Source organism: Chitinophaga sp. CF418 (assembly GCF_900142925.1).
Lineage (GTDB): Bacteria > Bacteroidota > Bacteroidia > Chitinophagales > Chitinophagaceae > Chitinophaga.
Genome location: NZ_FRCN01000004.1, coordinates 141,009 through 165,477, shown reverse-complemented (window position 1 = coordinate 165,477; position 24,469 = coordinate 141,009). Strand labels below are relative to the sequence as shown.

Annotated in this window: 18 protein-coding genes and 1 tRNA gene; 11 read left to right on the top strand and 8 right to left on the bottom strand. The window is 44.0% G+C overall.

Features of this window, described 5'->3' with window-relative positions:
* Window positions 1-72 precede the first annotated feature (72 nt).
* The 3 genes from F3I09_RS10730 (at window position 73) to F3I09_RS10720 (ending at window position 5,516) form a co-directional block, all read left to right on the top strand.
* Complete coding sequence (locus F3I09_RS10730) at window positions 73-3,231, top strand: TonB-dependent receptor domain-containing protein (RefSeq protein WP_149695046.1); 3,159 nt, start codon at window positions 73-75, stop codon at window positions 3,229-3,231.
* 94 nt (window positions 3,232-3,325) lie between these two features.
* On the top strand, window positions 3,326-4,690 hold the full coding sequence (locus F3I09_RS10725) for a hypothetical protein (protein WP_149695045.1): 1,365 nt from the start codon (window positions 3,326-3,328) through the stop codon (window positions 4,688-4,690).
* 70 nt (window positions 4,691-4,760) lie between these two features.
* On the top strand, window positions 4,761-5,516 hold the full coding sequence (locus tag F3I09_RS10720) for a DUF4397 domain-containing protein (RefSeq protein WP_149695044.1): 756 nt from the start codon (window positions 4,761-4,763) through the stop codon (window positions 5,514-5,516).
* 302 nt (window positions 5,517-5,818) lie between these two features.
* Here F3I09_RS10720 and F3I09_RS10715 read toward each other — a convergent pair whose 3' ends face one another.
* A complete protein-coding gene (locus F3I09_RS10715; protein WP_188133764.1) occupies window positions 5,819-7,201 on the bottom strand; it encodes a S41 family peptidase in 1,383 nt (460 codons plus the stop codon).
* A gap of 19 nt (window positions 7,202-7,220) precedes the next feature.
* Entirely contained in the window at window positions 7,221-7,739 is a 519-nt protein-coding gene (locus tag F3I09_RS10710) for an RNA polymerase sigma-70 factor (protein WP_149695042.1), read from the bottom strand.
* 154 nt (window positions 7,740-7,893) lie between these two features.
* Between F3I09_RS10710 and F3I09_RS10705 the strand changes: the two genes are divergently transcribed.
* The 3 genes from F3I09_RS10705 to F3I09_RS10695 all read left to right on the top strand — a co-directional run bounded on the left by F3I09_RS10705 (window position 7,894) and on the right by F3I09_RS10695 (window position 9,682).
* Window positions 7,894-8,496: a DUF4254 domain-containing protein gene (locus F3I09_RS10705; protein WP_149695041.1), complete on the top strand. Its 603-nt coding sequence runs from the start codon at window positions 7,894-7,896 to the stop codon at window positions 8,494-8,496.
* Window positions 8,497-8,499: 3 nt separating this feature from the next.
* Window positions 8,500-9,546 carry a glycosyltransferase family 9 protein gene (locus F3I09_RS10700; protein ID WP_149695040.1) on the top strand — a complete coding sequence of 349 codons (1,047 nt, stop codon included), beginning with the start codon at window positions 8,500-8,502 and terminating at the stop codon, window positions 9,544-9,546.
* A 65-nt stretch (window positions 9,547-9,611) separates the two neighbouring features.
* Window positions 9,612-9,682 (top strand) — tRNA-Gln (locus tag F3I09_RS10695).
* 404 nt (window positions 9,683-10,086) lie between these two features.
* Here F3I09_RS10695 and F3I09_RS10690 read toward each other — a convergent pair.
* The 6 genes from F3I09_RS10690 to F3I09_RS10665 form a co-directional block, all read right to left on the bottom strand.
* Entirely contained in the window at window positions 10,087-13,221 is a 3,135-nt protein-coding gene (locus tag F3I09_RS10690; RefSeq protein ID WP_149695039.1) for an efflux RND transporter permease subunit, read from the bottom strand.
* Between the two features lie 26 nt (window positions 13,222-13,247).
* On the bottom strand, window positions 13,248-14,306 hold the full coding sequence (locus F3I09_RS10685) for an efflux RND transporter periplasmic adaptor subunit (RefSeq protein ID WP_149695038.1): 1,059 nt from the start codon (window positions 14,304-14,306) through the stop codon (window positions 13,248-13,250).
* 32 nt (window positions 14,307-14,338) lie between these two features.
* Entirely contained in the window at window positions 14,339-15,664 is a 1,326-nt protein-coding gene (locus tag F3I09_RS10680) for a TolC family protein (protein WP_149695037.1), read from the bottom strand.
* Window positions 15,665-15,857: 193 nt separating this feature from the next.
* Window positions 15,858-16,247, bottom strand: coding sequence for a DUF2147 domain-containing protein (locus tag F3I09_RS10675; RefSeq protein ID WP_149695036.1), 390 nt, complete (start codon window positions 16,245-16,247; stop codon window positions 15,858-15,860).
* A 116-nt stretch (window positions 16,248-16,363) separates the two neighbouring features.
* The gene (locus F3I09_RS10670; protein WP_149695035.1) at window positions 16,364-17,125 is read right to left on the bottom strand and encodes a LytTR family DNA-binding domain-containing protein; all 762 of its coding nucleotides are present in this window, start codon (window positions 17,123-17,125) and stop codon (window positions 16,364-16,366) included.
* Window positions 17,122-18,150, bottom strand: a complete 1,029-nt coding sequence (locus F3I09_RS10665) for a sensor histidine kinase (protein WP_149695034.1) — start codon at window positions 18,148-18,150, stop codon at window positions 17,122-17,124. The genes F3I09_RS10670 and F3I09_RS10665 overlap by 4 nt, the downstream gene beginning before the upstream one ends.
* A 188-nt stretch (window positions 18,151-18,338) precedes the next feature.
* On the opposite strand from F3I09_RS10665, the gene F3I09_RS10660 reads away from it, so the two are divergent.
* From F3I09_RS10660 to F3I09_RS10640, 5 genes are all read left to right on the top strand, one after another.
* Window positions 18,339-19,187 carry a hypothetical protein gene (locus F3I09_RS10660; protein ID WP_149695033.1) on the top strand — a complete coding sequence of 283 codons (849 nt, stop codon included), beginning with the start codon at window positions 18,339-18,341 and terminating at the stop codon, window positions 19,185-19,187.
* 38 nt (window positions 19,188-19,225) lie between these two features.
* Window positions 19,226-19,786 carry a Crp/Fnr family transcriptional regulator gene (locus tag F3I09_RS10655; protein ID WP_149695032.1) on the top strand — a complete coding sequence of 187 codons (561 nt, stop codon included), beginning with the start codon at window positions 19,226-19,228 and terminating at the stop codon, window positions 19,784-19,786.
* 128 nt (window positions 19,787-19,914) lie between these two features.
* Entirely contained in the window at window positions 19,915-20,301 is a 387-nt protein-coding gene (locus tag F3I09_RS10650) for a hypothetical protein (RefSeq protein ID WP_149695031.1), read from the top strand.
* Window positions 20,302-20,315: 14 nt separating this feature from the next.
* Entirely contained in the window at window positions 20,316-21,353 is a 1,038-nt protein-coding gene (locus F3I09_RS10645; protein WP_149695030.1) for an efflux RND transporter periplasmic adaptor subunit, read from the top strand.
* Window positions 21,354-21,362: 9 nt separating this feature from the next.
* Window positions 21,363-24,458 (top strand): efflux RND transporter permease subunit, encoded by a 3,096-nt coding sequence (locus F3I09_RS10640; protein ID WP_149695029.1) that lies wholly within the window; start codon window positions 21,363-21,365, stop codon window positions 24,456-24,458.
* The last annotated feature ends 11 nt before the right edge of the window (window positions 24,459-24,469 follow it).

Here is a 24,469-nt window from a genome sequence, read left to right as displayed (position 1 = left end):
ATTTATTTACTATTAAATAGCAATTTCTAAAGTATGCAAAAATCTACAAAGGGGTTTTGTAATGGGAGAGTTATGCACAGTTGGAAAGCTTTCCTGTTATGTTTTTTAACAGCAGGGTTTCCTGTTGTGTTAGTGGGACAATCTTATCAATCATTAGGGGACAAAGTATCAGTGAATTTACAACACACGAATGCTGCAGCCGTTGTAAAATCACTTGAGCAGCAGACATCTTATACTTTCGCGTATGATCCGGATTATCTGGCACATTGTACGTTAGAAGCTGTGAAATTCGATGGGCAGCCACTGGGGCAGGTTTTGAATTATCTGGATCTATATACGCCGATAGACATCGTTTTTGCAAATAATACCGTTGCCCTGAAGCAAGGTAAACAGGAGAAATCGTCCAATAAAGAAAAAGGACGTGTAAAAGGGAAAATTGTTGATAATAAAAATGAACCCTTACCTGGTGTCACAATCCAGGCTGATGGCGGATTGGGAGTTGTGACAAGTGTTGACGGAACATATGAATTGAACCTGGCGCCAGGTACCTATACACTTACATTCAGTTATGTTTCTTATGACACTCGTAAAGTGACTGAAGTGATAGTGAAAGAAGGAGGGATCACTCCACTTGATATTATCATGAAGAGCAGCAGTTCCCGGTTAAAGGAAGTTACTGTTACCGGGAATTACAAACGTGCCTCAGTAGAGGGTTTGTACGCGCTGCAGAAGAATAATGCTGCCATTACGGATGGTATCAGCGCTGAGCAGATCAGCCGGACACCCGATAAAAATATAGGTGATGTCTTGAAACGTGTAAGTGGTCTGTCTACGGTAGACAATAAGTACGTTGTAGTAAGAGGATTAAGTGAGCGTTATAATCAGGCAGTACTGAATGGTCAGATAATGCCGAGCACTGAACTGAATAGAAAGAACTTCAGTTTCGATATTATCCCTTCGAATATAGTAGAAAATGTTACTGTAGTAAAGACATTAACGCCAGATCGCAGTGCTGAATTTGGTGGTGGTCTGGTGGAAGTGAATACGCTTGACATGCCTGCGCAGAATTTCCTGAACATAGGTGTAGGAGGTAGTATTAATAATCTGACTACTGGTGAGAATTTCCGCAGCCTGAAGCTGGAAGGCAAGGAATATTGGGGTAAAGCTTCCGATCACAGGAATTTGCTGGGGCAGCAGAAGTGGAATAGCTCTGCTGACGTTATTGCAAAATATGAAGCGGGCAATAAAGATGTAAAGCAATTCAGCAATAACTGGGGCGTATATGAAATGAAAGCGCCGGTTTCACAGAACTATCAGTTATCAGCTGGAAAAGTATTGCCACTCACTGGCAACAGGCAAATTGGTATTGTGGCATCTGCGAGCTACAGAAATACGTTTCAAACACAGGATATAGAAATGACGAGGGATGGATTTGACGGTGGTTTTAGCGGTAAAAGATATGGATTTATCACGAACCTGGGAGGATTAGTAGGCATCGGCTATAAAAGTGATCGCACGAGATTAAATCTGCAAAGTATTTACATCCGTACACTGGACCAGCAGTTACTGATTGGAGAAGGTGAGCATGCTGATCCAAACGGACATTTGCTGGGATATTATGATCTCACAACACAGACTTCCCTCTGGCAAACGCAATTAAAGGGGGAGCAGGCTTTAGGCAAACGTGGTATCAAACTCAAATGGTTGGGTAGTTATGTATTGCTGGACAAGCAAAAGCCAGACAATCACCAGTTCCTTGCTACCACAATGGAAGATAGCAAACTGCCCTCTAATGAGTTTAATATCAGATCACCATTTAGCGGTGGTATCAGTGAGGGCGCTTTACGTTGGTGGAGCAGAGCGTATGAGAAAGATTACAACTGGGATGTTGCATTATCGGCTCCGTTTAAATTCGGCGGTGGTAACTTCCAGACAGACAATACCTTTAAAGTGGGTTATTCAGGATGGAGCAAGAACAGGCTGTTCTATGTGTTGAATTCGGGATCTAAAGGTTTTAATTCTGAGGATTACCCACCATTGTCACAGTTGTTTACACCGGAAAGAGGTGGTGAAATCTACCTGAGCCGGTTCACTGACGATTTTCACAGAACAGCAGTATTGCATGGTATGTATGCAATGCTGGATAATAAGATCAACGAAAAGTGGAGATTGGTATGGGGTGTAAGAGCAGAATATTTCAATCTCAATAAGATCAATAGCGTATTGGATTCTGTGTTCAGAGAGATTAACGCATCAAGGGGTGGAAACAATCAGCTGGACTATAGTGCGCTGTTGAACCGTGAGCCCAACTGGCATCTCTTCCCCTCTGCAAATCTGACCTATAGTGTTACTCCGGCGATGAATCTTCGGTTGTCTTATGCAAAGAGTATCATTCGTCCGGATCTCAGAGAGCTTTCCTTCTTCCGTGAGTATGATTTCGAGTTAGGTGGCGCATATGAAAGCGCTTTGGTGAAGTCAACAACTGTACAGCATTTTGATTTCCGTTACGAGTGGTATCCTGGTCCGGGAGAAATAATATCAGCGTCCCTGTTCTACAAAAACTTTAAAGACCCCATGGAGATTTACAAACAGGGCGACATAAGGTTATATAATCTCAAGAATAACAGGACAGCAAAGAACTATGGTCTGGAGATAGAAGTAAGAAAGACGCTGGCATTTACAAATGTGCCTGTTATTAAGAATATCACACTTTATGGAAACTTCACAGCATTGGATTCACGTGTAACGCCTGTGGATATTGATTTCAACAGAATGGACCCTAATGATCCCAATAAAGTACTCCCAAGTGAATCTGTGAGGAAAGAGGAGAAGAGGCCGCAGACTGGTGCTAGTAACTACATGGTAAATGCGGGATTCTATTACGATGTAAAACCTGCTTCATTTAGCCTTGTATACAACTATGTCAGCAACAGGATGTTCCGTCCGGCGCTGTATTATAGCGAATCACTTTTTGAGCGTCCACTGGAGGCACTTGATGCACAGCTGGCAATCAGAATGCTGAAACAGAAAATGCAGCTGCGTCTGAATGTTTCTAATCTGTTGAATAGCTATTCGATCGTTTACAGAAATTTTTATAAAGACCCAGCTATCAGTAATAACGAGAAAGACCCAAGTGTCAAAGACCTGCTATACAAAAAAGGAGAGGACCGGATAGATTATCAGGCAAAACCAGGCAGGACTTATAGTGCAACTCTTACATATAGTTTCTAAATTTTTGCATACGCGTAAACCCAAGAAAAAACCCTGATCAGGTAGTATTCTTAGACACAAACACAAAAAACAAACAAACTCAAAACGAGAACCCATGAGAAAACACTCTCTTATTCTTTCTGTTGCTGCTGCTCTGATCGCACTGAGCACCGCTTGTAAGAAAGAAAGCAATGTCGTAAACGACCGTCCATTGACAGCTGCTGCAGCTGACCACACCTGTGGTGATAGCACCATCTCCGGTGTAATCACTTCTAACCTGTATCTGGGTGATTGTAAAATTTACAAGCTGAGTGGAATAGTGTACGTTTCTAACAACGCCACACTGACCGTCGCTCCAGGTGCATTGATCCAGGGTATTAAAGGTGCTCCAGGTGGTACACTGGTTATCACCCGCGGTTCTAAACTCAATGCAGCTGGTACCCAGGCTGCTCCAATCCTCTTCACTTCAGATCAGGCATCTCCTGTATCTGGCGACTGGGGTGGTATTGTTCTCTTAGGTAAAGCTGATATCAACCAGGGAGATACTGCTCTGGTAGAAGGTATCGGTGGTACACCTCCTGCAAGTCCTTACTATGGTGGTTCAGTTAATACTGACAACTCAGGTGTTCTGACTTATGTTAGAATCGAGTATGCTGGTTATGAACTGTCTACTGACAATGAACTGAACGGTCTGACTCTGGCCGGTGTTGGTTCAGGTACTACAATCAACCACGTTGAAGTTTACAAATCAAAAGATGATGCATTCGAATTCTTTGGTGGTACTGTTAGCGCTTCTTACCTGATCGCAGTTGATCCACTGGATGACATGTTCGATTTCGACAACGGTTATACCGGTACAATTAATTTTGCATTGGGTGTTTCCGATCCTGCACGTGCTGACAAGAGCCAGTCAAATGGTATCGAGTGCGACGGTCTGTCTACAGGCGATTCAACTAAGACTCCGTTCACCAAACCAGTTCTGAACCACATCACTATCATCGGTCAGCCAACTATTGCTGCTGCCAGCATCACTAACGGTCAGCCATCTGGTACTGGTAAATATGGTCGTGGCGCACACTTCAGAAGAAGCGCTCGTTTCAATCTTCAGAACTCTGTCGTTATGGGTTTCCTGACTGGTGTTTCTCTTGATACAGCTTTAGGTAACACTAAATCTGCTTACTTCAGAGGTCTTTCTACTCTGAGTAACAATCTGGTGCATGCATATGTAACTGTATCAACTCCATGGGCTCCATACGCTAATGAACTTAATGCTTCTTTAGCAGACTTCTACAACAAAGCTACCGTTGATAACAGTGCTTATAGCGGAACTAACCCGAACACAGGTATCAGCCTGGTTAATCCGTTCGCAAGAACTGTAGCTGGTTACTACCCAGCAGCTACTTCCGATGCCCGCACATTTGCTGCTGGTGCATTCACATTCGGTGGTGCTGACTGGACTGCCGGTTTCGTACGTCTCTAAGATCTGAGGTCATCACTATAAGTGTGGAGAGCAAGTCTCTCCACACTTTCTTTAAAAACAAATTAAAAACATGCTGAGATTTTCAAAGGTTATTTTATTGGCTGCTTTAGTATTGCTGGCAGCATGCAAAAAGGGGGAACCAGTAAGCGAATTTAGCTTCGCTTCTTTTACAGCTGAACTGCTGGCATTGCCTGGCACAGCTAATGTTGATATATATGTGGGACAAACCAAAGTTGATTCACTTTCTGCCGGAACTGTTGCGGGAATTTCTTCTCCTCTGATGCTGGCGGCTGGACAATCAAGTACAATTTCATTTAAAAAGGCAGGGACCGACAGCCTGCTGCTGGATACTGTCGTAAATGCACTTGCCGGTGACAAACTGATGTTAAAACTGGCATATAGCCCTACGTTAGGTATACAGAGTTTTATGACTGGCGGTGACGGAAATATACCTGCTGATTCAGCTGTATTTTTCTTATTTAATCAGTTGCCTGCAGAATTACAGGCAGATGATGTACATGTAGACGCATATCTATTCAAGTTTAATGGGACGGATTATGACGACACCGGTATTTCCTGGACGAACCTTGAAAAGAATAAGCTACATTCTAATCAGACAGCACTAGCGGTAACCGGTGAAGACGGGTTACCGATCCAATATATAATCAAACTGAAAAATAAAGCTACTGGTGAATTTCTGGTAGATGCATTTGGCATAGATGGATTATCGCTAAATATTTTACCAGGTGAACGGCAGATCATGACGCTGACAGGAATGCAGGCTAGAGGAAGATGGAAATTTCTGGCTGAAAGTGCAGTCTATTAAAATATTATTTTGTTAAACGGATTCAATACTAAAAGACACAATACCCCCCGACTAGAAATAAGATGTTATAAGGAATAACGTCTCATAGAATGTTTCACTAATGGTATGTTGTATCGACAGCATACCTTTTTTTATGTGTTACCCATACGGTGGAGCTAATCCGAATATTAGTCTGGTCTTTCCTCCTTTAGGTGTTCACTACCCGGCATACCCCGCCGGTGCCTACCCGGTTAGTGCGTTCGTACGGTAGTAATTAAAACTATACCGGGGGTATCAAAGTTAATTTGCCAGCTGATTTATTATTATCTCAATCCGGCTGGTATTTTCAGAATATTCCCATCAGCCATTGCTGCCTGTGAGTCAAAGTGGCGTTGTACAATGGTCTCTGAATAACTCTGTTGTCTGCCGCCTCCGGAAATCAAAGAGATAGCTTTGGCGATAAGCGGATCGCTTATGTCTCCGATTGGCAGCAATGGCAGTTGGGATAGTTCATCTATGCGATAGTCTGGTGTAATACCATTTGTATATCCGCCTTCTCCTTTTGCATTTGCAAGGTTATAGGTGATGGGCAAGAGCGTATAAGGAATGCGTTTGGGAGAGCGCATATCACTAATGATGACGGCAGCTTTATCTTTCCCCAGGGTATTAAGACCTATCTGCACAACCTGCATATAAGGTTTTAGTGTGTTGATAGTTAATTCTGCAGCAGATGCAGTCTGCGGACCGGAAAGAATAAATACACGTTCTAATGAAAGCCTGTCTGGAGAAAGTGAACTGAATGATATAGCGCCGCCGCTTTCAGGTACAGCCAGCGTGGCTTTATAGGTGACGGTTCGCTGTCCCATATTGTTGTTGCCTGAATACTTTGCAAATGTGCTGCCCTCATTTATTCCCGGGGCAATCAGTGCATTCAGTAGTGCTGCGCCTGCCACACTTCCGCCGGGATTGTACCGAAGGTCCAGTATCAGTTCTGTAGCGCCGGCGGTTTTAAATTGCTGGAATGCATTGATCAGGTTCTGATTATAATTGTCATCAAAGGCATTGTAGAACAGATAGGCGACCGTCTTATTATTTACCTTTTGTATACTTTGTTTGTAAACAGGCTGCTCACGGACGGATTGCGCCGTGAGGGCAATATTTTCTCCCTTAGTTACCGTGGTGCCATTCACTGTGGCCATGGTAAGCGTTGCACTGCTGGCATTCAGCATTTCCCCGCTAAGCGTTGCCGCATTGGCCATTGTAATTGTTGTGCCATTGATAGCAGTAAAATATTGTCCTCTTTCCAGGCCCTGAGAAACCGGGGCAGAACCGGGTACTACCAGATTGATCACGCCTATAGCCCCGCCGGGTGCAGTGGCATAGCTGATAATGCTGTACGCGATACCAAATGAGTAGAGCATATATTTCGGAAAGCTGGAAGGATCGTCCTGCCGGTATATAACAGAAAACCTGTCAGCAGTATTCTTTATCCGGGTGAGGAACTCCGTGGCGGATGGTTGGGTGTCGGCCACAGCAGGTAGCGTGTTATTCCAGAGATAAAAGTATCGCATGCTGTCGAGCATCCAGTTATTGATCTCTTTTTGAGTAACGGGGCCGGTAGGGATATGAGGTTTGACTACGTCATCTTTGCGACATGAAAAGATAAGCATTGATGAAGCCAGTGCAAGGGTTATTTTTCGGAACATATAAAGGTGGGTTAAGTAATTACATGTCATAATGCGCCATCATCTCCCGCCTGATATATTGCAGCGCGAGATTAAGGTGATTCCTTACGGTAGCTGGAGAGAGGCTTAGCTGGTCCGCTATTTCTTTGTAGCTTTTTCCTTTGTCACGGCTAAGCAGATAAATGTTGCGCCGTTGTTCCGGCATTTGTTCAATTAACTTGTGGACCTGCTGTTTGAATTCTTTGCGTAGCAGCGACTCCTCGTCTTTGTTTTCTGAAGATATCTGACCTGAAGACAATTGTGATAGTGATTGTCTTTCACGGTACAGTCTACGGGTTTCATCGATGACAATGTGTTTGGTAAATACGAACAATAGTGGGAAGACATCCTGTCCTTCCTGTACTTTATGCATGTTTTCCCAGAGCTTGATGAAGCACTGCTGAGTGATCTCTTCCGCTCGTTGCCGGTCGGAAGTAAGTTTGAATGCTAACCGGTACACCTTTTCCCTGTTGGCTTCAAATAATTGACCAAAGAGTATTCTGGATGGGTTATCAGACATATAGTTTGATATGTGGTTGCTATAATGGAAAATAAATGTAGGTCTTAGATGTTACTTGAATGTTAAGACTCTGCAGTCCTGCATTTGGGTGTGGTCAGAAGAAGGATGGAGACCCTTCTATGGACTATTTCGCCAATTTATATACTTTTGTCCCATGTCTACAGAACTGTACAATCAAATATTTGATCAGAGTATTGCCGATTATCATGTGCATAACAGTGTACATCAGCCTATCCTGAACCCTTACGAAAAAAACGCTTTTGAGCATCTGCTGTATCTGAAAAACTGGATCGATACGGTGCAGTGGCACCTGGAGGACATTGTCCGTGATCCGCTGATCGACCCGGTGAAAGCATTGGAAATCAAGCGTTGGATAGACCGTTCCAACCAGGAGCGTACGGATGTGGTAGAGTATATTGACAGCTATTTTCTTGATAAATATGACGATGTGAAACCGGTTGCCGGCGCCACTATCAATACCGAAAGCCCTGCCTGGGCGATAGACCGCCTGTCCATACTGGCGCTGAAGATCTATCACATGCGGGAAGAAGCTACCCGGCCGGATGCTACGCCAGCGCACAGGGAAGCCTGCCAGCGCAAGCTGGACATCCTCCTGGAGCAGCGGAGGGACCTTGGAAGCGCGATCACCCAGTTGCTGGAGGATATCGCTGCCGGTAAGAAGTACATGAAGGTGTACAAGCAGATGAAAATGTATAATGATCCTGCCTTAAACCCCGTTCTTTACAAGGGAAAATAATATATGCCAGAACAACTGAGAACGATATTGTCTATCCGCTTTTCCGCCATGGGAGATGTGGCTATGACCATTCCGGTGATGCAGCAGGTCCTGGAGCAGCATCCGGACATACAGATCGTTTTTGTCTCTAACAAGAACTGGGGAGCCCTGTGTGAGGGCATTCCCCGGCTGATATTCTTTCCGGCAGACCTGAAGGGGGAGCATAATGGTTTAAAGGGATTATACCGGCTTTATAAGGCTATCAGGAAATCCTGGAAGATAGATGCGGTGGCTGACCTGCACCATGTACTACGTTCTCAGATCGTCCGTACCTTTTTCCGGCTGAGCGGTTGTCCCGTGGCTGTCATTGACAAAGGAAGGGCGGAAAAGAAGGCTATGGCAAGACCGGAAGAAAAGGTCCTCCTGCCGCTGACCAGTACTATAGAGCGATATGCCGCCGTATTCCGCCAATTGGGGCTGTCCCTGACCATTAACACGACCAGGGCAGTATTTCCCCGTCAGCCCCTTACACCGGAGCTGATGGCCCTTACAGGGCCTAAAAATGGGGATAAATGGATAGGGCTGGCGCCTTTTGCCACTTATAAAGAAAAAACCTATCCGCTGGCTAAGATGGAAGAGGTGCTGGCCGCATTGGTCAAGCATCGCGGAGTCAAGGTGCTGCTGATGGGAGGCGGAGCTGCCGAAATAGCTCAGCTGACCTCACTGGCCATAAAATACCCGGAAGCTGTAGTGGTGGCAGGGCGATTCAAACTGCCGGCAGAACTGGCCATTATTAGCAACCTGGATGTGATGATCAGTATGGATTCGGCCAATATGCACCTGGCGTCTCTGTTCCGGGTGCCGGTGGTCTCCGTCTGGGGGGCTACGCATCCTTTTGCCGGGTTTATGGGATTCGGACAGAGTGAGGCCAATACAGTGCAGCTGGAAAGCCTTTCCTGCCGTCCATGTTCCATATTTGGCAATAAACCCTGTTTCAGGGGAGACCATGCCTGTATGGAGTGGATACCGCCTGCGGCCATTGTGGATAAGGTCGTGAAAGTGGCTGGATAGGCAAATTTGAAAACTTTTTTTTGTGGAATAAGAAAAAATACTAATTTCGCCATCCCAAATAACAATGTCCCATAGTATAATGGTAGTACAACTGATTTTGGTTCAGTTTGTCTAGGTTCGAATCCTGGTGGGACAACAGAAAAGAAAAAGAGTGGTCGATGCACTCAAAAACTATTAAAAACGCTTCAGTAATCACTGAAGCGTTTTTTTATAATCCACTGGTGCCAACCGGGGGGATATAAAAAATCAGTCCGCCTGGTGACTGGACTCATTATGGCGAATGATTTCGTTATGCACCCCCGGGGTTATCACCCCGCGCTACAAACACGCAGCTCCTGACGGAGCTAATCTACGCGACCTTTCCCCAGGTTTTCTATTGATCCATAATCTATATACAATCTATTTACCTGTAATCTTTTTTGGGGACATGGAATGTGGGATCTAGCCAATTATTACTGATGTAATCGTAAAATAAAAGGCGACCGTAGAGACAGTCGCCGTGTTTGCACTAATCAATAATCCATGTTATGATATGGGGTGTTACACCTGTAGCACTCCTCCCAGCGTTTTTTCATCTGTGCTTCGTTTCCTAGCAAGCTTTTCTTTTATTTTATCCACGACGTAATAAACCATCGGCACAACAAATACGGTCAATACAAGGCTGGAGGAAAGACCTCCTATCAAGACCCAGCCTAATCCGTTTTTCCATTCAGAACCTGCTCCTTTGGCTATTGAGATAGGTATCATGCCGGCCACCATGGCAATGGTAGTCATGAGTATGGGCCGAAGTCTTGTTCTACCGGCAGCTATCAGTGCATCCCATGTACTAATTCCTTCTTCCTTTCTGTGATTGGCGAAGTCAACGATCAGGATGGCGTTTTTAGCTACCAGGCCAAATAACATGATGAGGCCCAGCATGGTAAACATGCTCATAGAGGATTTGGCCAGGTTAAGCGCCAGGAAAGCACCGATGAAAGAGACCGGGATAGAGAACAACACCACAAACGGATAGATAAAATTGTCATACAGTGCCACCATTACGAGGTACATCAGAACGAGGGCTGCTGCCATAGCCAATCCTAAAGCTCCCATTGAATCTGCCTGGCGTTCAGTATCACCGCTCCATTTTATGTCAACTCCGGCTGGCAGGGGATGTTCGGCCAAAGACCTGTTAATATTGTCAGATATGATGCCCGAAGTGATGCCAAGTACATTACTCTTCACAGTAACAGATGTGCGCCTGTCTTTTCGCTCGAGTATGCTTGGCCCGCTGCCTTGTACTACAGTTGCAAACTGTGACAGTTTAATTTGTTGTCCTGCCGCATTTAAGAAAGTAAGGTTTTCTACATCTTCCACATTCTGTCTGTCGAAATCATCCAACTTGATGTTGATGTCATATTCGTTCAAACCTGCCCGGTATTTCGCATCGGTATTGCCTGCATAAGCATTTTGAAGGGTGGAGCCTACGATATTGATGTCGAGCCCTAGTTGCTCCATTTTTTCCCTATCAATATTTACTTCAGCCTGCGGATTACCTTCTTCTACGCTCAGGGAAACATCGTTGGCGCCCGGCATGGCTTCAATACGCCGCTTGAGGTCATTTGCAGCCTGCATCAGCAGTGTGCTGTTTTCTGCATTCAGCACGATCTGGATAGGTTCACCCAGACTCACCATGCCGATTACATTTGAACGGATCTTCACTCCGGGAAAACGCTGCTCCAATTCACGGCTTTTCCGGATCATATAATCTTCGGTGGCAACAGCACGTTGCTTTCTGTCCACTAACTTGACCGTCAGTTCCGATTTGTACTCACTGCCTACCGCCGTAGCCGACTCCATGCCTGAAGTGCTGGGCCCGGCTACGTTGGCAAACACCGTTTTTACTTCCGGCTGTTGTAACAGGAAATCTTCAATTGCTTTGGTCCGCAGGTTGTTCTGTATGACCGTGGTATTTTTATCGTATTCCAGCTTTAGCCGGAACTTGCCCTGATCGCCGCTGGCTACCAGCTCGCTTCCCAGTATACCCATATTCATCACTATGGCGATACACGCAAATAAGCTGAGTACAATAGCGGTCATGATCAGCTTGTGCCGCAGCACCCATTTTAATGCACCTGTATACCAGTTGGTTAACCACTCCAGGAAGTTTTCAAACAGGATAAGTGGTTTGTGCAGCCAGTTGCTGTTTTCGAGTTCCGTTATTTTGCCAAAACGGGAAGCCAGCCAGGGGGTTAATGTATAACATACAAAGAGGCTCATCAGCGTAGCCGTAACGATGGTCAGTGAATATTGGCGCAGGATTGCCGAAATAGTGGTGTTTACGAGTGCAATCGGACCAAATACCACTACGTCTACCATCGTAATTGCCATGGCGGAGAAACCGATCTCATTTCGTCCATCCAGCGCTGCCTGACGTTTGGGTTTGCCCATATGCAGATGGCGGTGAATGTTTTCCAGTATCACAATGGAGTCATCTACCAGGATGCCGATCACCAGCGATAGGGCCAGTAAAGTCATTAAGTTCAATGAATAGCCCAGCAGGTACATCACAATAAAGGTGGAGATCAGTGAAGCAGGAATGGAGATCAATACAATAATGGAATCGCGAAGACTGTGTAAAAAGAGTAACATAATGACAGCCACGAGTACGACTGCGATCATCAGGTCGTGTGTTACGGCATTAGCCGATTCCATCGTAAAATCCGCCGTATCGTCGGCTATGATCATCTTTACATTGTCGGCGGCATACTTCTTCTCCAGGAGGGCAATGCGCTGTTTTACCTGTTTACTGATCTCGACTGCGTTGGCGCCGTTTTGCTTTTTGATCGAGATACCTATTCCATTCATCCCGTTATACCTGTTTACCGCAGCAGCATCCTTTACAATATCGCTGACTGCAGCAATATCCCGGAGTTTAATGACGCTGCCGGCAGCTGGTTGCGCAACTGTTACATCGTTCAGCTGTTCTACGGAGGTGAACTTGCCGGTTACCCTTACCGTCATCTGGTCCTGCCTGGTTTTGACCTTACCGGTAGGGAATTCTGTGTTCGCCTTGTTTACAGCGCTGGTGACCTGTGTAATGGATAAGCCGTAATAGTCCAGTTTGTCTTTGTTGATGTTCACCTGTATTTCCCTTTCCTGCCCACCTATCAGTGTTATTTCTCCCACTCCGGGAATCTGTTGTAGTTGTGGCCGGATCTCGTTTTTTACCAGGTCGTAGAATGAGGCATTATTCAAAGAAGAAACGGCGGTTAGCTGCATAACCGGTTGATCGCTGGGGGTAACCTTTGAGATGCCCGGCGTCTTTACATCATCCGGCAGGGAAGACATAATGTTATTGATCTTCCGTTGTACTTCCTGCTGCTTGTCGTCTATGTCTGTATTCATAGAGAACTCCGCCTGGATGATGGAGTTGCCTTCTGTAGATTGAGAAGTGATGCTTTTCAGTCCATCAATACTGCTGAGCACATCTTCTATTTTCTTGGTAACCGTCTGTTCCACATTACTTGGTGTGGCGCCGGGATAGGATGTAGTAATAACGAGCGTCGGCTGCGACATGTCCGGCATCAGCTCATAATTAAGTTTGCTGTAACAAAACAAACCGCCGCCTATCAGCACTGCAAAGATCACAATGATGAGGGAAGGTCTTTTAATAGCTATTTCTGTTAATGACATAACCCGTGTTTTAATGTTAGATGTGCTTATTTTGCAATGCTTACCTTGCTGCCTTCAGTGAGATTTATCAGTCCGCCGGTTGCCACGATGTCACCTGGCTGCAGCCCGCTTGTAACCTGTATGATAGTTTCGTTGCTTCCACCAGTTTGTATGTTGCGAAGCCTTGCTATGCCATTTTCGATCACAAACACCTGTGGCCGGCTGGAAGAACCTACCAAAGCTGAACGGGGGATGCTGATGGCCTCCTTCGTTGTTACATCACTAAAGGAAATGCGGCCATACATCCCTGCTTTCAGGGCGGTTGCTGCATTATTGGTGACCAGTATTTTCACTGCGTAGTTGTGCGAAGCATCTGCTTTTGCTGCTATCATGTCCACGTGTCCCTGGAATTTTTCATCGGGATATACATCCGTTACCACGGTCAGTGCCTGCTCCTTTCTGAACTGCATGATGTTCTTTTCCGGCACACTGATTTCCAGTTTTAATCTGCTGATATCCGTCAGCTGTGCCATTTGCGCACCTGCGCTGACTACTGCGCCCAGTTCAAAGTTCTTGCTGGTAATAATACCGCCGAAAGGCGCTTTGATGCTGCACATACTGATTTGCTTTCTCAGCTGATCTATCTGGGCTTTGTCTGTCAGCAATTGTGTGCGGGCATTGTCAATCTGCAATTTTGTGACGCCGTTGACTGCCTGTTCGTAACGCCTGAGTGTTAGTGCTGCATTGTCATAATTTGCGAGGGCGGATTGTAACTGCGCCTGTAATAGGTCTGTGTCCAGCTGGGCAATGAGGCTGCCGGCGCTTACCTGGCTGCCTTCCCGTACGTTTATTCTTACAACTTTCCCCGTCGTTTCGGAAGCAATAATCACTTCGCGGTCAGGTACAAAGGAACCCAGAAAAGCTGCTGTTTCTGTAAACGGTGTGTACTTTATGGTATCTGCCTGTACTGTTGCCTTCAGGTTGGGATCTTTATGGTATACCTTCTCTACTACTTCCTTTTTGTTGCTGTTGAGTTTTACTGCTATAAATCCTACTGATAAAAACAGTACTGCAGCTGTTATTGAATAGCGAATGATCTTTTTCATTTGTTTGCTTTGATTAGTTTAAATAAGGTTGTTTACTGCAATAAAGCGCCCTGAGCTTTTTTGAGATCCAGCTCAGCTTTCCTTACATTGATCAGGGCATTAATAAAATTGTTCTGGGCAGACTGCAGTTCTGTTTGAGAATTGATAGCGTCGGTTAGTTTCGCAATGCCACTTTTGTATTGGGTATTTACATCATCGAGTACTTTTTGTGCCAGTACCAGGTTGCGTCTCTGCGTCTGCAATGTGATGTAGTTGCTTTTCAGATCGGCATAGGCATTTACCGCATCCTTGTTGTTCTGCTGAAGCGTTTGTTCTGCCTGTACATCATATTTTTTGATCTCTATTTGTTTTTGTTTGATCTGGTACTTTTTACTGAATCCATCAAAAATGGGCACACTTAGCGTCAGGCCTATAGAAGAGGAATAATACCATTTGTTGTTCAGGTTTTTGAAAGGGTTGGCATTGGAATAATAACCGGTGTAGCCATTGCTCATAGTTTGCGACAGTGTGGGCAAATAGCCGGCTCTGATGTTACGCCGTTCCAGATCGGCTACCCGCTTTTTTTCCTGTATCTGCAGGTAATTTGTTTTTTTGGTAGGATCGAAAGCTGGCATATCGAGATTGACAATTACCTGTTCATAATCCTCTTTCACTACACTGATCGGTCTATCCAGAGGAAGGTTCATCAGTAGCTTCAACAGGTTATACTGTTTTTCAAGATCTGTAACTGCATTTTGCAGACTGGCTTCTGTATTATCTCTGGAAACAGTTAGCCTGTCTACATCGGTCTGCGTTGCCAGACCTGCTTTAAGTTGCTCACTGGTTACTTCTAACAGCGATGCTGTAGTGGTAAAGTTGTCTTTGAGTAATTCCTGCTGCCTGATAATGGTTTGTATGTTATAGTAGGTAGCAGAAATATTGTACACCAGGTCCTCCTTTGAGCTTTGTATCTGTAGCATGTTCAGGTTGACCGCTACCTTGGCCGCTTTTAAGGCAATTAACAACGAAGCGTTAAAGAGTGGTTGGTTCATCTGTAAGGTGGCAGACTTGGTTTGAGGTACGCTGAATTTTGAAGCCTGGTAGGTGCCTGGTGTTCCACCGAAAACATCTGCTGGTATCATCTGCACCGGCACATTGGCCTGGTACTGATATGATCCGCTAAGGCTTAGCGAAGGTAGCAGACTGCTACGCGTCTGTTTCACAGCTGCCTTCGTTTTTTCCAGATCGTAATTGTCGGCTTTCAGCTGAAGGCTGTTGCTAAGCGCTGTGTCAATAGCTTCCCTTAATGAGAACTCCCGTTGTGCATTCACAGATTTTACTAATAGTAAAAGAATGACGGTATAAAAGACGTGTTTCATAAATCCCTGATAATTTGAATTAGTGTTTGAAGTAGTATTCAAAATGCCGATAAAAGAAACCTTTCATAATGGCAACAGGCATCAGGAAAGCAGGCCGGAACCTGCAACATTTGCACTAGTGGGGCCGTGCTCATGATGATGTAAGCAACTGATTGGTGTTTTGAATAGTCTTCAGGGTTGGTGTTTGTTATTTTTATTTTATTCTCGTTAGATAGACGGTTTTGCTTACGAGCAACTTTTTAGCTGTCATCTTCAAACGATCTTTGTCTACCGGATAGACAGTTACGTTCAAATCAATGTCTGCATCAGCCGGGCGCATGATGCCTTTAAAAACCTGATCAGCTTTGTTGTATTTAAGCGCTTTCAGAACAATTGTTCCGTTCTTTGACGGAGTATTATTGTCATTTATTACTTTACCGTAGTACGTATCGTCTTTTGCCGGATATATTTCTATCTCAACCGGTTTGTCTTTGACTTCGATCTTCCAGTTGCCTGTAAGATTTACACGTATCTGGCAAAACGCCGGTGTACCAGCAAAAAAGCAGGCGGTAAAAATGCTTGTACGAATTACTGATTGTGCCATATTCTTTAATTATGACACAAAGGTTTATATATCTCGTGTGTATCGCAATTGAATGTAATGCAGGATGGACAAAATGGGGGTTGAAAGGGAATAAAGGGTAGAAATAGCGGACAGGCCTAGTACTGCGAAAGCCATTCTACAAATTGGGTGTTTTTTAGTTTTCCTACCAGTATCTGTTCTTTGAACGGCACATTAAGGTTCACAATGATTTTGCGATTAAAGTAATGAGTGGCGTCTATTATCGCTTTCCGGTTAACAAGATATTGCCGGTTAGCCCTGAAAAAAGAAGGTGTAAAATAATTTTCCAGGACCTCCAGATTCTCATTTACGATGAATTTTTCCTGGCTAAAGGTATAAGCATATGTATAGCCGTTTTCGCTAAAGAAAAAAGCTATAGCAGTGGATTCTAGCGGGATAATCTTGTCCCGTTGACGGATGATGACAGCACTTTTTTTAGGTGTTATCCTGGTTTCCAGTATACTTAGCTGTTCTTTGAAAGTATCATTGCTCTTTGTGAACTGTCTCTCCAATGCAGCATATTTTGCCAGTGCTTTCTCAATAGCTGCTTTGTTAAAGGGTTTTAGTATGTATTCAATTCCAGTTGCTTCAAAAGCTTCCGAAAAGTAATTGTTGTATGCTGTGCAGAAAATGATCGGAACCGGATGTTCCATCTTTTTGAATATTTCAAAACTAAGCCCATCGCCCAATTGAATATCCGAGAAAATAAGGTCTGTGTCTTCATGATCCTTAAAGTATTCAATTGCTTCTTCTACTGAATGTAGTAAAGCCGCAATTTCTACGTCAGGTTCTACTGTAAGAAGGGTCCTTTTCAGATCTTTTGCAGTAACTTTCTCATCTTCAATAATTACGATCTTCATATTTGGCTATTATTTAGCAGATATACTTTGGCGCTAAACTTATCTTCGGTGTCAGTAATCTCTATCTCCTTGTTCGCAATGATTTTATAACGTTGATTCAGGTTTTTTAATCCTGTGCCGGTGCTTTCTATGGCCTTAATAAACATTTTGTTGTTACTTACCAGAATAGCATTGTCACCTGTATAATCAATTTTTATGTGCAAAGGTCTTTTTTCTGTAAATGAGTTGTGTTTAATGGCATTCTCCACGAGTGTCTGAAGCGCATATGCAGGTATCTTCATTTCATATACCTCATGTGGAATATTTACATCGAATATTACAGAGCCTTCAAAACGTACTTTTTGCAGATCAATATAATCGTTGGTGAATTTTAGTTCCTCTTCGACTGATACCAGGTCGTTCTTTTGCACCTGTACGGAATAGCGCAGGAATTCAGATAGGTTTATTGAGTAATTTTCGGCTTCGTCGGGATTGTCTTTTATCAGCGACTTTAGCACACTAAGTGTATTAAAGAGGAAATGAGGTTGAAGCTGTTGCAATAGTACCTGCTTTTGTGCTTCGAGATTACTTACTTTAAGTTTCTGAATTTCAATTTCGGCAGTTCTGTTTTTTTGAGTTGCCAATATTGAGTTGCATATTATTAAAATGATGGCGTTAATAGCAAGTAATGAAACAAAAGGATACACAATTAAGATATCGCTTCTAAAAGTCAACTCGCCTTCGATAACAAAAGCAGGTTTCGGCGTCATCTCTCTGAGAGTAATAAGAATAAGATGAAATGTAACAACAAAGGTGTAACTGAGCATATATCCCTTCCACTTTTTTTCTGCTTTTAAATAGTGGATGAGGAGGATATTAGCCACCCAGAAAATGAGCACATTAGCCAGCATCACAAGGCCGGCAACCAGAATAAATGGGGACAGTACTTTATTAAAGACATAAAAGGGGGTTATGCCATATAATGCGATTATTGGCGATGAAATAAGGGCAGTTTTTATGAATCTTATGTATAGAGGTTTATCCATCTTACTACAAAGTTAAATTATTATAAAGTAAACATTTATCGAAATAGGTACCGCTCAACCGGCCATTTGTCCTGTGTTTTACGGTTTTTTCCCTTTGAGGGTCCATTTTGTCCATTTCAACGAAGCCTACATATTTTGTTTTCTACATATACCGCACATTTGGCGTATCAACCAGAAAATGTTCTCTAATGAAGATTAGCAAATGGCATCGTCTTCCTACAAATAAGTTGCTTGCTACTGGCGCCTTTTATTGCATAATGACTTTGTTGACGGTCAAACTATGCGCTCAGGACAAGGTTAATACCGATAAGGAATGGGAAGTTGTCAAATACGAGCGATATGTAAAAGCGTTGAAATTTAGCATGGATTCTTTAAAGCTAATCTACAGACATAGATGGTCTATTGGTTTTTCATTTGGTGGTTTGTATATGCCGGGAGCGACTTCAACGGAAAAGGATTATAATACGCGCGTAAATATGCGGGAGAAGCATTCCTTGTATATGTTGTCATTTGAATACTACCTTACCGATATATCGCGAGTGGGTATAGAAGCCGGGTGGCAGATGCTCCCTATGAAAATAGAACCCCGGGCTGGAGGGACCTATGTTGATGGCGGCGGCGGTGTAAATATTCCTGTTTTAATATATCTGAAGAGGGATATTTTTGGCGGCGTACTGAACAGAACGGTTATGAAACCGGAGAGCCGGGGAGCGGTTAACCGGCCCTCTTTTTTTGCAGTGGCTGCTGCCGGGCGGACCCTTACCAATCTGATAAAGATTCAAGCTGGCCGGCAGGAGTTACGTACTTCGCAATATAAGCAGGTGCCCTTTACTGCTAAATTGGGGATCGGGATGTTTCAAAGGATTGGAGGAATTGCAGGTGTTGAATTTATAGCTGCTTACCAGCTTTCAAGTAGTTATTCACCTGCTATTGGCAGTGTAAGCGCTTATAGCGGGTTTAACCTGTCTACCAGATTAAGTTTAATAGGTGATGGGAAATTTAGTAAAGTGAAGAAGCGGATTGCTGAGATGTATTGATTTGTTTTTCCACTATCTTTATCGTAATAGCGTGAGATATGGAACTGATTCAGTACATCAACTCTAAAGTGAAACTTAGCGAAGAGGAAAGCGCTATCATTGATGCCGCTTTTAAAACTGAGACCTATCCTAAAGGAACTATTTTGATGCATCCGGGCAATAATTCCCAAAAAGTCTTCTTTGTAGAGAAGGGCCTGATCCGGACGTTTTATAATAAAGATGGAAAAGACATTACACATTTTTTCTTCGATGAGGGCAAGTTTACTATGTCCCTGGAGAGTGTTTATTTCAACCGGGCGGACCCTTATGGCAGAGAAGTATTGGAGGCTACAACACTAAGGGTAATCCTGTTCAGAGATTTTAATGCATTGCTCGACGAAATTGGAGCATTTAAGCACCTTGGTCTTATGGTAGCCATTGAATTCCTGAAGCTGTTCTCCGACAAATTATATTCGTTGCAGTTCCAGACGGCGGAACAGCGTTATAAGTTTATGATGGATAATTATTCAAATATACTGTCAAGAGCCCCACTTGGACATATCGCCTCTTACCTGGGCATAACCCAACAGACCCTGAGCGTTATAAGAGCTAAATATTAATTTATCTGCTTCGAGCGAAACAAAACCCGGTTTAGGGTGTTCATTTTTTAATATAGATTAAAAGTGGTCCCGCACTTCTTTCTTTGCTTTGCATTGTAATTATTAATCAATACAAAGCTATATGAGGAATGGGTATTCATTATGTATTTATTGCAGATGATTTGGGTATTGCCTCCATCTATCCTGCTTTAAAAGACAGGCTTGCCAAACAAGGTCACACACATGTGTCGCTGCTTTATTGTGCTGCTCATAGCTCATATGAATTTCAAAGAGAATTGGAAATACTGCAGAAACATTTCCCCACGAGGTTATTGGTATACTACTATTTAAAAAAGTCAACCGGACAATGGACCATCCAGCAGAGCGAAATTGAAGCTGTATTGAATGCAAACACAATGCGGCAAATGAGTTTTATCATATCAGGTAATGGGTTGTTTACTGCAAACGTCAAAGAACTTCTGCTCTTTCTAGGTATAGAAAATGTAGCCATACAGGAACAATATTTCACAGAATAATAAAACATAAAAAGATGAGACGATCTCTATTTTATTTTACACTGATTGCCATCTTGCTTTTCTCGAGTTGCAAGAATAAAGAAACACAAACATCCGGAGATACTGCATCGTCCCTGGCTGTCAAAGTTGAAGAAGTGCACCCCACCACCATTTCAGGTGAAGTTTCCGTAAGCGGAAATATAGAAGGTAATACTACCGTAAAGCTGGGCTTTATGGTAGGCGGTAAGATCAATTATATCTCTAATAATGAAGGGGATAATATCTCTAAAGGGCAATTGATTGCCAGCCTTGATCCAACCAGTTATTCCATCGCTAAGGGGCTGGCAGATGTTCAGGTAAGCACGGCAACTGATGAATTTAACCGCCTGAAAATACTGCATGAACGGGGAAGCCTCAGTGAAAGTGACTTTTCCAAAATAGGCTTCAACCTGCAACAGGCAAAGCTTCAACAGCAATTACAGCAAAAGAACCTGTCTGATACCCGCTTATATTCCCCGGTTAGCGGTGTATTACTGAAAAGGCAGGCAGAAGTAGGTGAGATCGTAAGCGTTGGCTTGCCATTGTTTATTGTATCTGATATCAGGACAGTAAAAGTACTGGCCTATGTTCCAGAGGGTGAGCTGCATGAAATTAAGATAGGTCAAACTGCAAACATTAATATTTCGTCTCTCGACAGAACGTTTACCGGTAAAGTGATGGAGGTAGGTTCTGCTGCTGATGCCACATCCAGGGCTTTTACAATAAAGATCGCGATAGAAAATCCGGGATTGATAATCCGGCCGGGAATGATTGCCGAAGCCCGCATCGCCACTAATAGTAATAAACAGGTGATCCTGTTGCCTGCCGAAAGTATTCAGCAAGACGTGGCCAATCAGAGTTTTGTCTTTGTGGTGGACAGATCTCAGAACAAAGCATTCCGGCGCAGAGTAAGCCTGGGAAGCATGGTAAACAACAAGATCGAAATTGTATCAGGGCTTTCCGAGAATGAGCTCGTAGTTACCGGCGGCCAGAAAAGATTGTCTGATGGTTCCAGGATCACTATTACTAAATAATTACTGCAAATGAACATTATAAAATCATCACTAAAGTATAAGCATGTAACCTTGTCTGTATTGTTATTGCTTTTTGCAGTAGGTGTCAATTCCCTGTTCAATATGCCGCGCAGGGAGGATCCAAAGATCACTATACGGCAGGGGCTGGTCATTGCATATTTCCCGGGGGCGAACTCTGTGCAGGTGGAGGACCAGGTAACCAGGAAGCTGGAACAGTATCTCTTTCAATATGAAGAGGTCGATAAATCGAAAACATATTCTACTACAAAAGATGGAGTGGTGGTAGTAAATGTGGAGCTCACAGAGAATGTGAAGCAACCGGATATATTCTGGAGCAAACTTCGCCATCAACTGCTCGTTTCAAGACAGATTGACCTGCCGGAGGGTGTAAGGGGGCCTATTGTCAATTCGGATTTTGGCGATACTGAAGCCATGGTGATCGGGTTGGAAAGCAACAGCTCCAGCTATGAAGAATTAAAGCGATATGCCCAGCGCCTGGAGGACTATCTGCGAACTATCCCTGCCGCTTCTAAAATAAAACGAATAGGTGAACAGCAGGAAGAAATTGTAGTATCGTCTACTTCAGAAAAGCTCTCCCAATATGGGGTGAGTACGGACCAGGTGGTAAAGTTATTACAATCTCAGAATAGCATTAATGCAACAGGAGAGGTGAAAACCAGCAGTAGCAAAGCGCCGCTGTATACCAATGGTTACTATAATACCGAAACTGACCTGGCCAGCCAGATTGTGGGTACTTCTCAATCGGGAGCAGTAGTTAAGTTGGGCGATGTTGCCAGTCTGAAAAGAGATTATGCGGATCCGCAGAGTATTATTACTGTAAATGGCAATAAGGCGATGATGCTTTCCATTCAAATGCAGGAAGGCAACAATATTGTAAAGTTCGGAGAGGATGTGAATCGGAAGATTGAAGACGCCAGGAAGGTTATACCCTCCCCGGTCAAGATCACCACTATCGTTAACCAGCCGCATGTAGTAGATGAGAATATTTCTCATTTTATCCGGGAATTCTTCCTGGCCATCCTTTCGGTGATTGTTGTTGTGGTTTTATTACTACCGCTGCGCATAGCGATGGTAGCGGCTATGGCCATTCCTATGACGGTGGCAGTAACATTTGCAGTAATGCATGCATTGGGTATTGAACTACACCAGGTGTCCCTGGCTGCCTTGATACTGGTATTGGGCATGGTGGTAGATGATGCTATTGTCATTGCAGATAACTATGTGGAATTGCTGGATGAAGGTGTTGACAGGTGGACTGCTGCCTGGCGTAGCGCCAATGACCTGGTAATACCTGTACTGGCGGCAACAGTTACCATTATCGCGTCCTTCATGCCGATGATCTTGCTAAGAGGGACTGTTGGCGAATTCATTTTCGCCCTGCCCATAACAGTCGCAGTGGCCCTCGCTTCCTCCTTCTTCGTTGCCATGGTGCTGACGCCATTGCTTTGTTGCACTTTTATAAAAAAAGGCCTGCATCAGCAATCAGCCACTACAGGGGAGATTGATAATGTTTCCACGAAGCGGAAAAAGAGATCCGTGCTGGATCTGATGCAGGATGGATATAATGCATTGCTGGACTGGTGTGTGCAACATCCCAGGCTGACAATTCTCAGCAGCCTTGTACCTGTTATTTTTGCAGGTTTGCTGTTTTCAAAGGGTGTGAGGCAGCAATTTTTCCCGGCAGCAGAAAGAAACCAATTTGTTGTAGAACTATGGATGCCAACCGGAACAAAACTGGAAACGACCAATGAGGCTATCCTGAGGGTGCAAGCCTTGTTGAAGCATGATAAGCGTGTAGTTTCTTATGCAACATTTACGGGAACAGCTTCGCCCAGGTTTTATTATAATTTCTCTCCGGAGTTTCCTACCTCCAACTACGCACAAATACTTATTAATACTACTACGGAAGAGACCACCGATGAGCTCTCGGCGGAATTGAGCAGCAAAGTAGATGAACTGATACCTGAGGGTACCACTTATATCAAACTTATGCAGCAGGGATCGGCATTAAAGGCTCCTGTAGAAGTAAGGATCACGGGTGAGGATATCGATCATTTAAAGGCCATTGGAGCCGAGGTAACCAACATACTCAGAAAAACAAAAGGCGCCCGTTTTGTGAGAAGCGATTTTGCTGAAGATTATTATGGTATCGGGATAAGGCTGAAGGAAGAGGCCAGCCGGCTGGGTTACACTACTACCAGCATATCTCAGTCAGTATATACCGGTTTCAGTGGAGCCGCTGTTTCCACGATGTATGAAGGCAATGATCCGATAAACATTTTATTGCGCCTGGATGAAAAAAGCAGACAGTCTACGAACGATCTGGAGAATCTCTATTTGAAATCTCCGATAACAGGTGCAGCAGTCCCTTTAAGGCAGATTGCTGATCTGAGCCCTCAATGGCAAACCGGCCGGATTATGCACCGTAATGGTGTACGGACGCTTACTATTCAGAGTGAAACGGCACCGGGCGTACTGCCCTCCGAGTTGCTGGCTGCCATACAACCAGCGATAAATAAATTGGAGCTTCCTAATGGATACCGCATTGAATACGGAGGGGAGGAGTTTAATAAGAAAGAAGTGTTAGGACAGTTAATTGCTGCATTGCTGGTGAGCCTTGTGTTGATATTCTTCATTCTGTTGTTTCAGTTCAGGAATATCAAAGAGGTGCTGATTGTAATGCTTACTATACCATTAAGCCTGTTTGGCGCTATCATGGGACTGTATGTTACAGGTAACTTTTTCAGCTTTACGGCCTTTGTTGGTTTGATTGCGCTGTCGGGCATCGTCGTCCGTAATGCAATCATCCTGGTGGATCATACGCATGAACTGATGAAACAGGGACTTGATATTAAATCAGCAGCAATTGAATCGGGTAAAAGACGTCTGAGGCCCATCTTCCTTACAGCAATGGCGGCAGCTATTGGCGTGTTGCCAATGATTATATCCGGATCTCCCATGTGGGCGCCACTGGCAAGTGTGCTGGCATTTGGTGTGGTATGGAGCATGATCATGGCATTACTCTCTGTTCCGGTAATGTATATATCCCGGATAAAGTCAAAACCTATTAATGTAGAACAATAAAGTCAACAGCG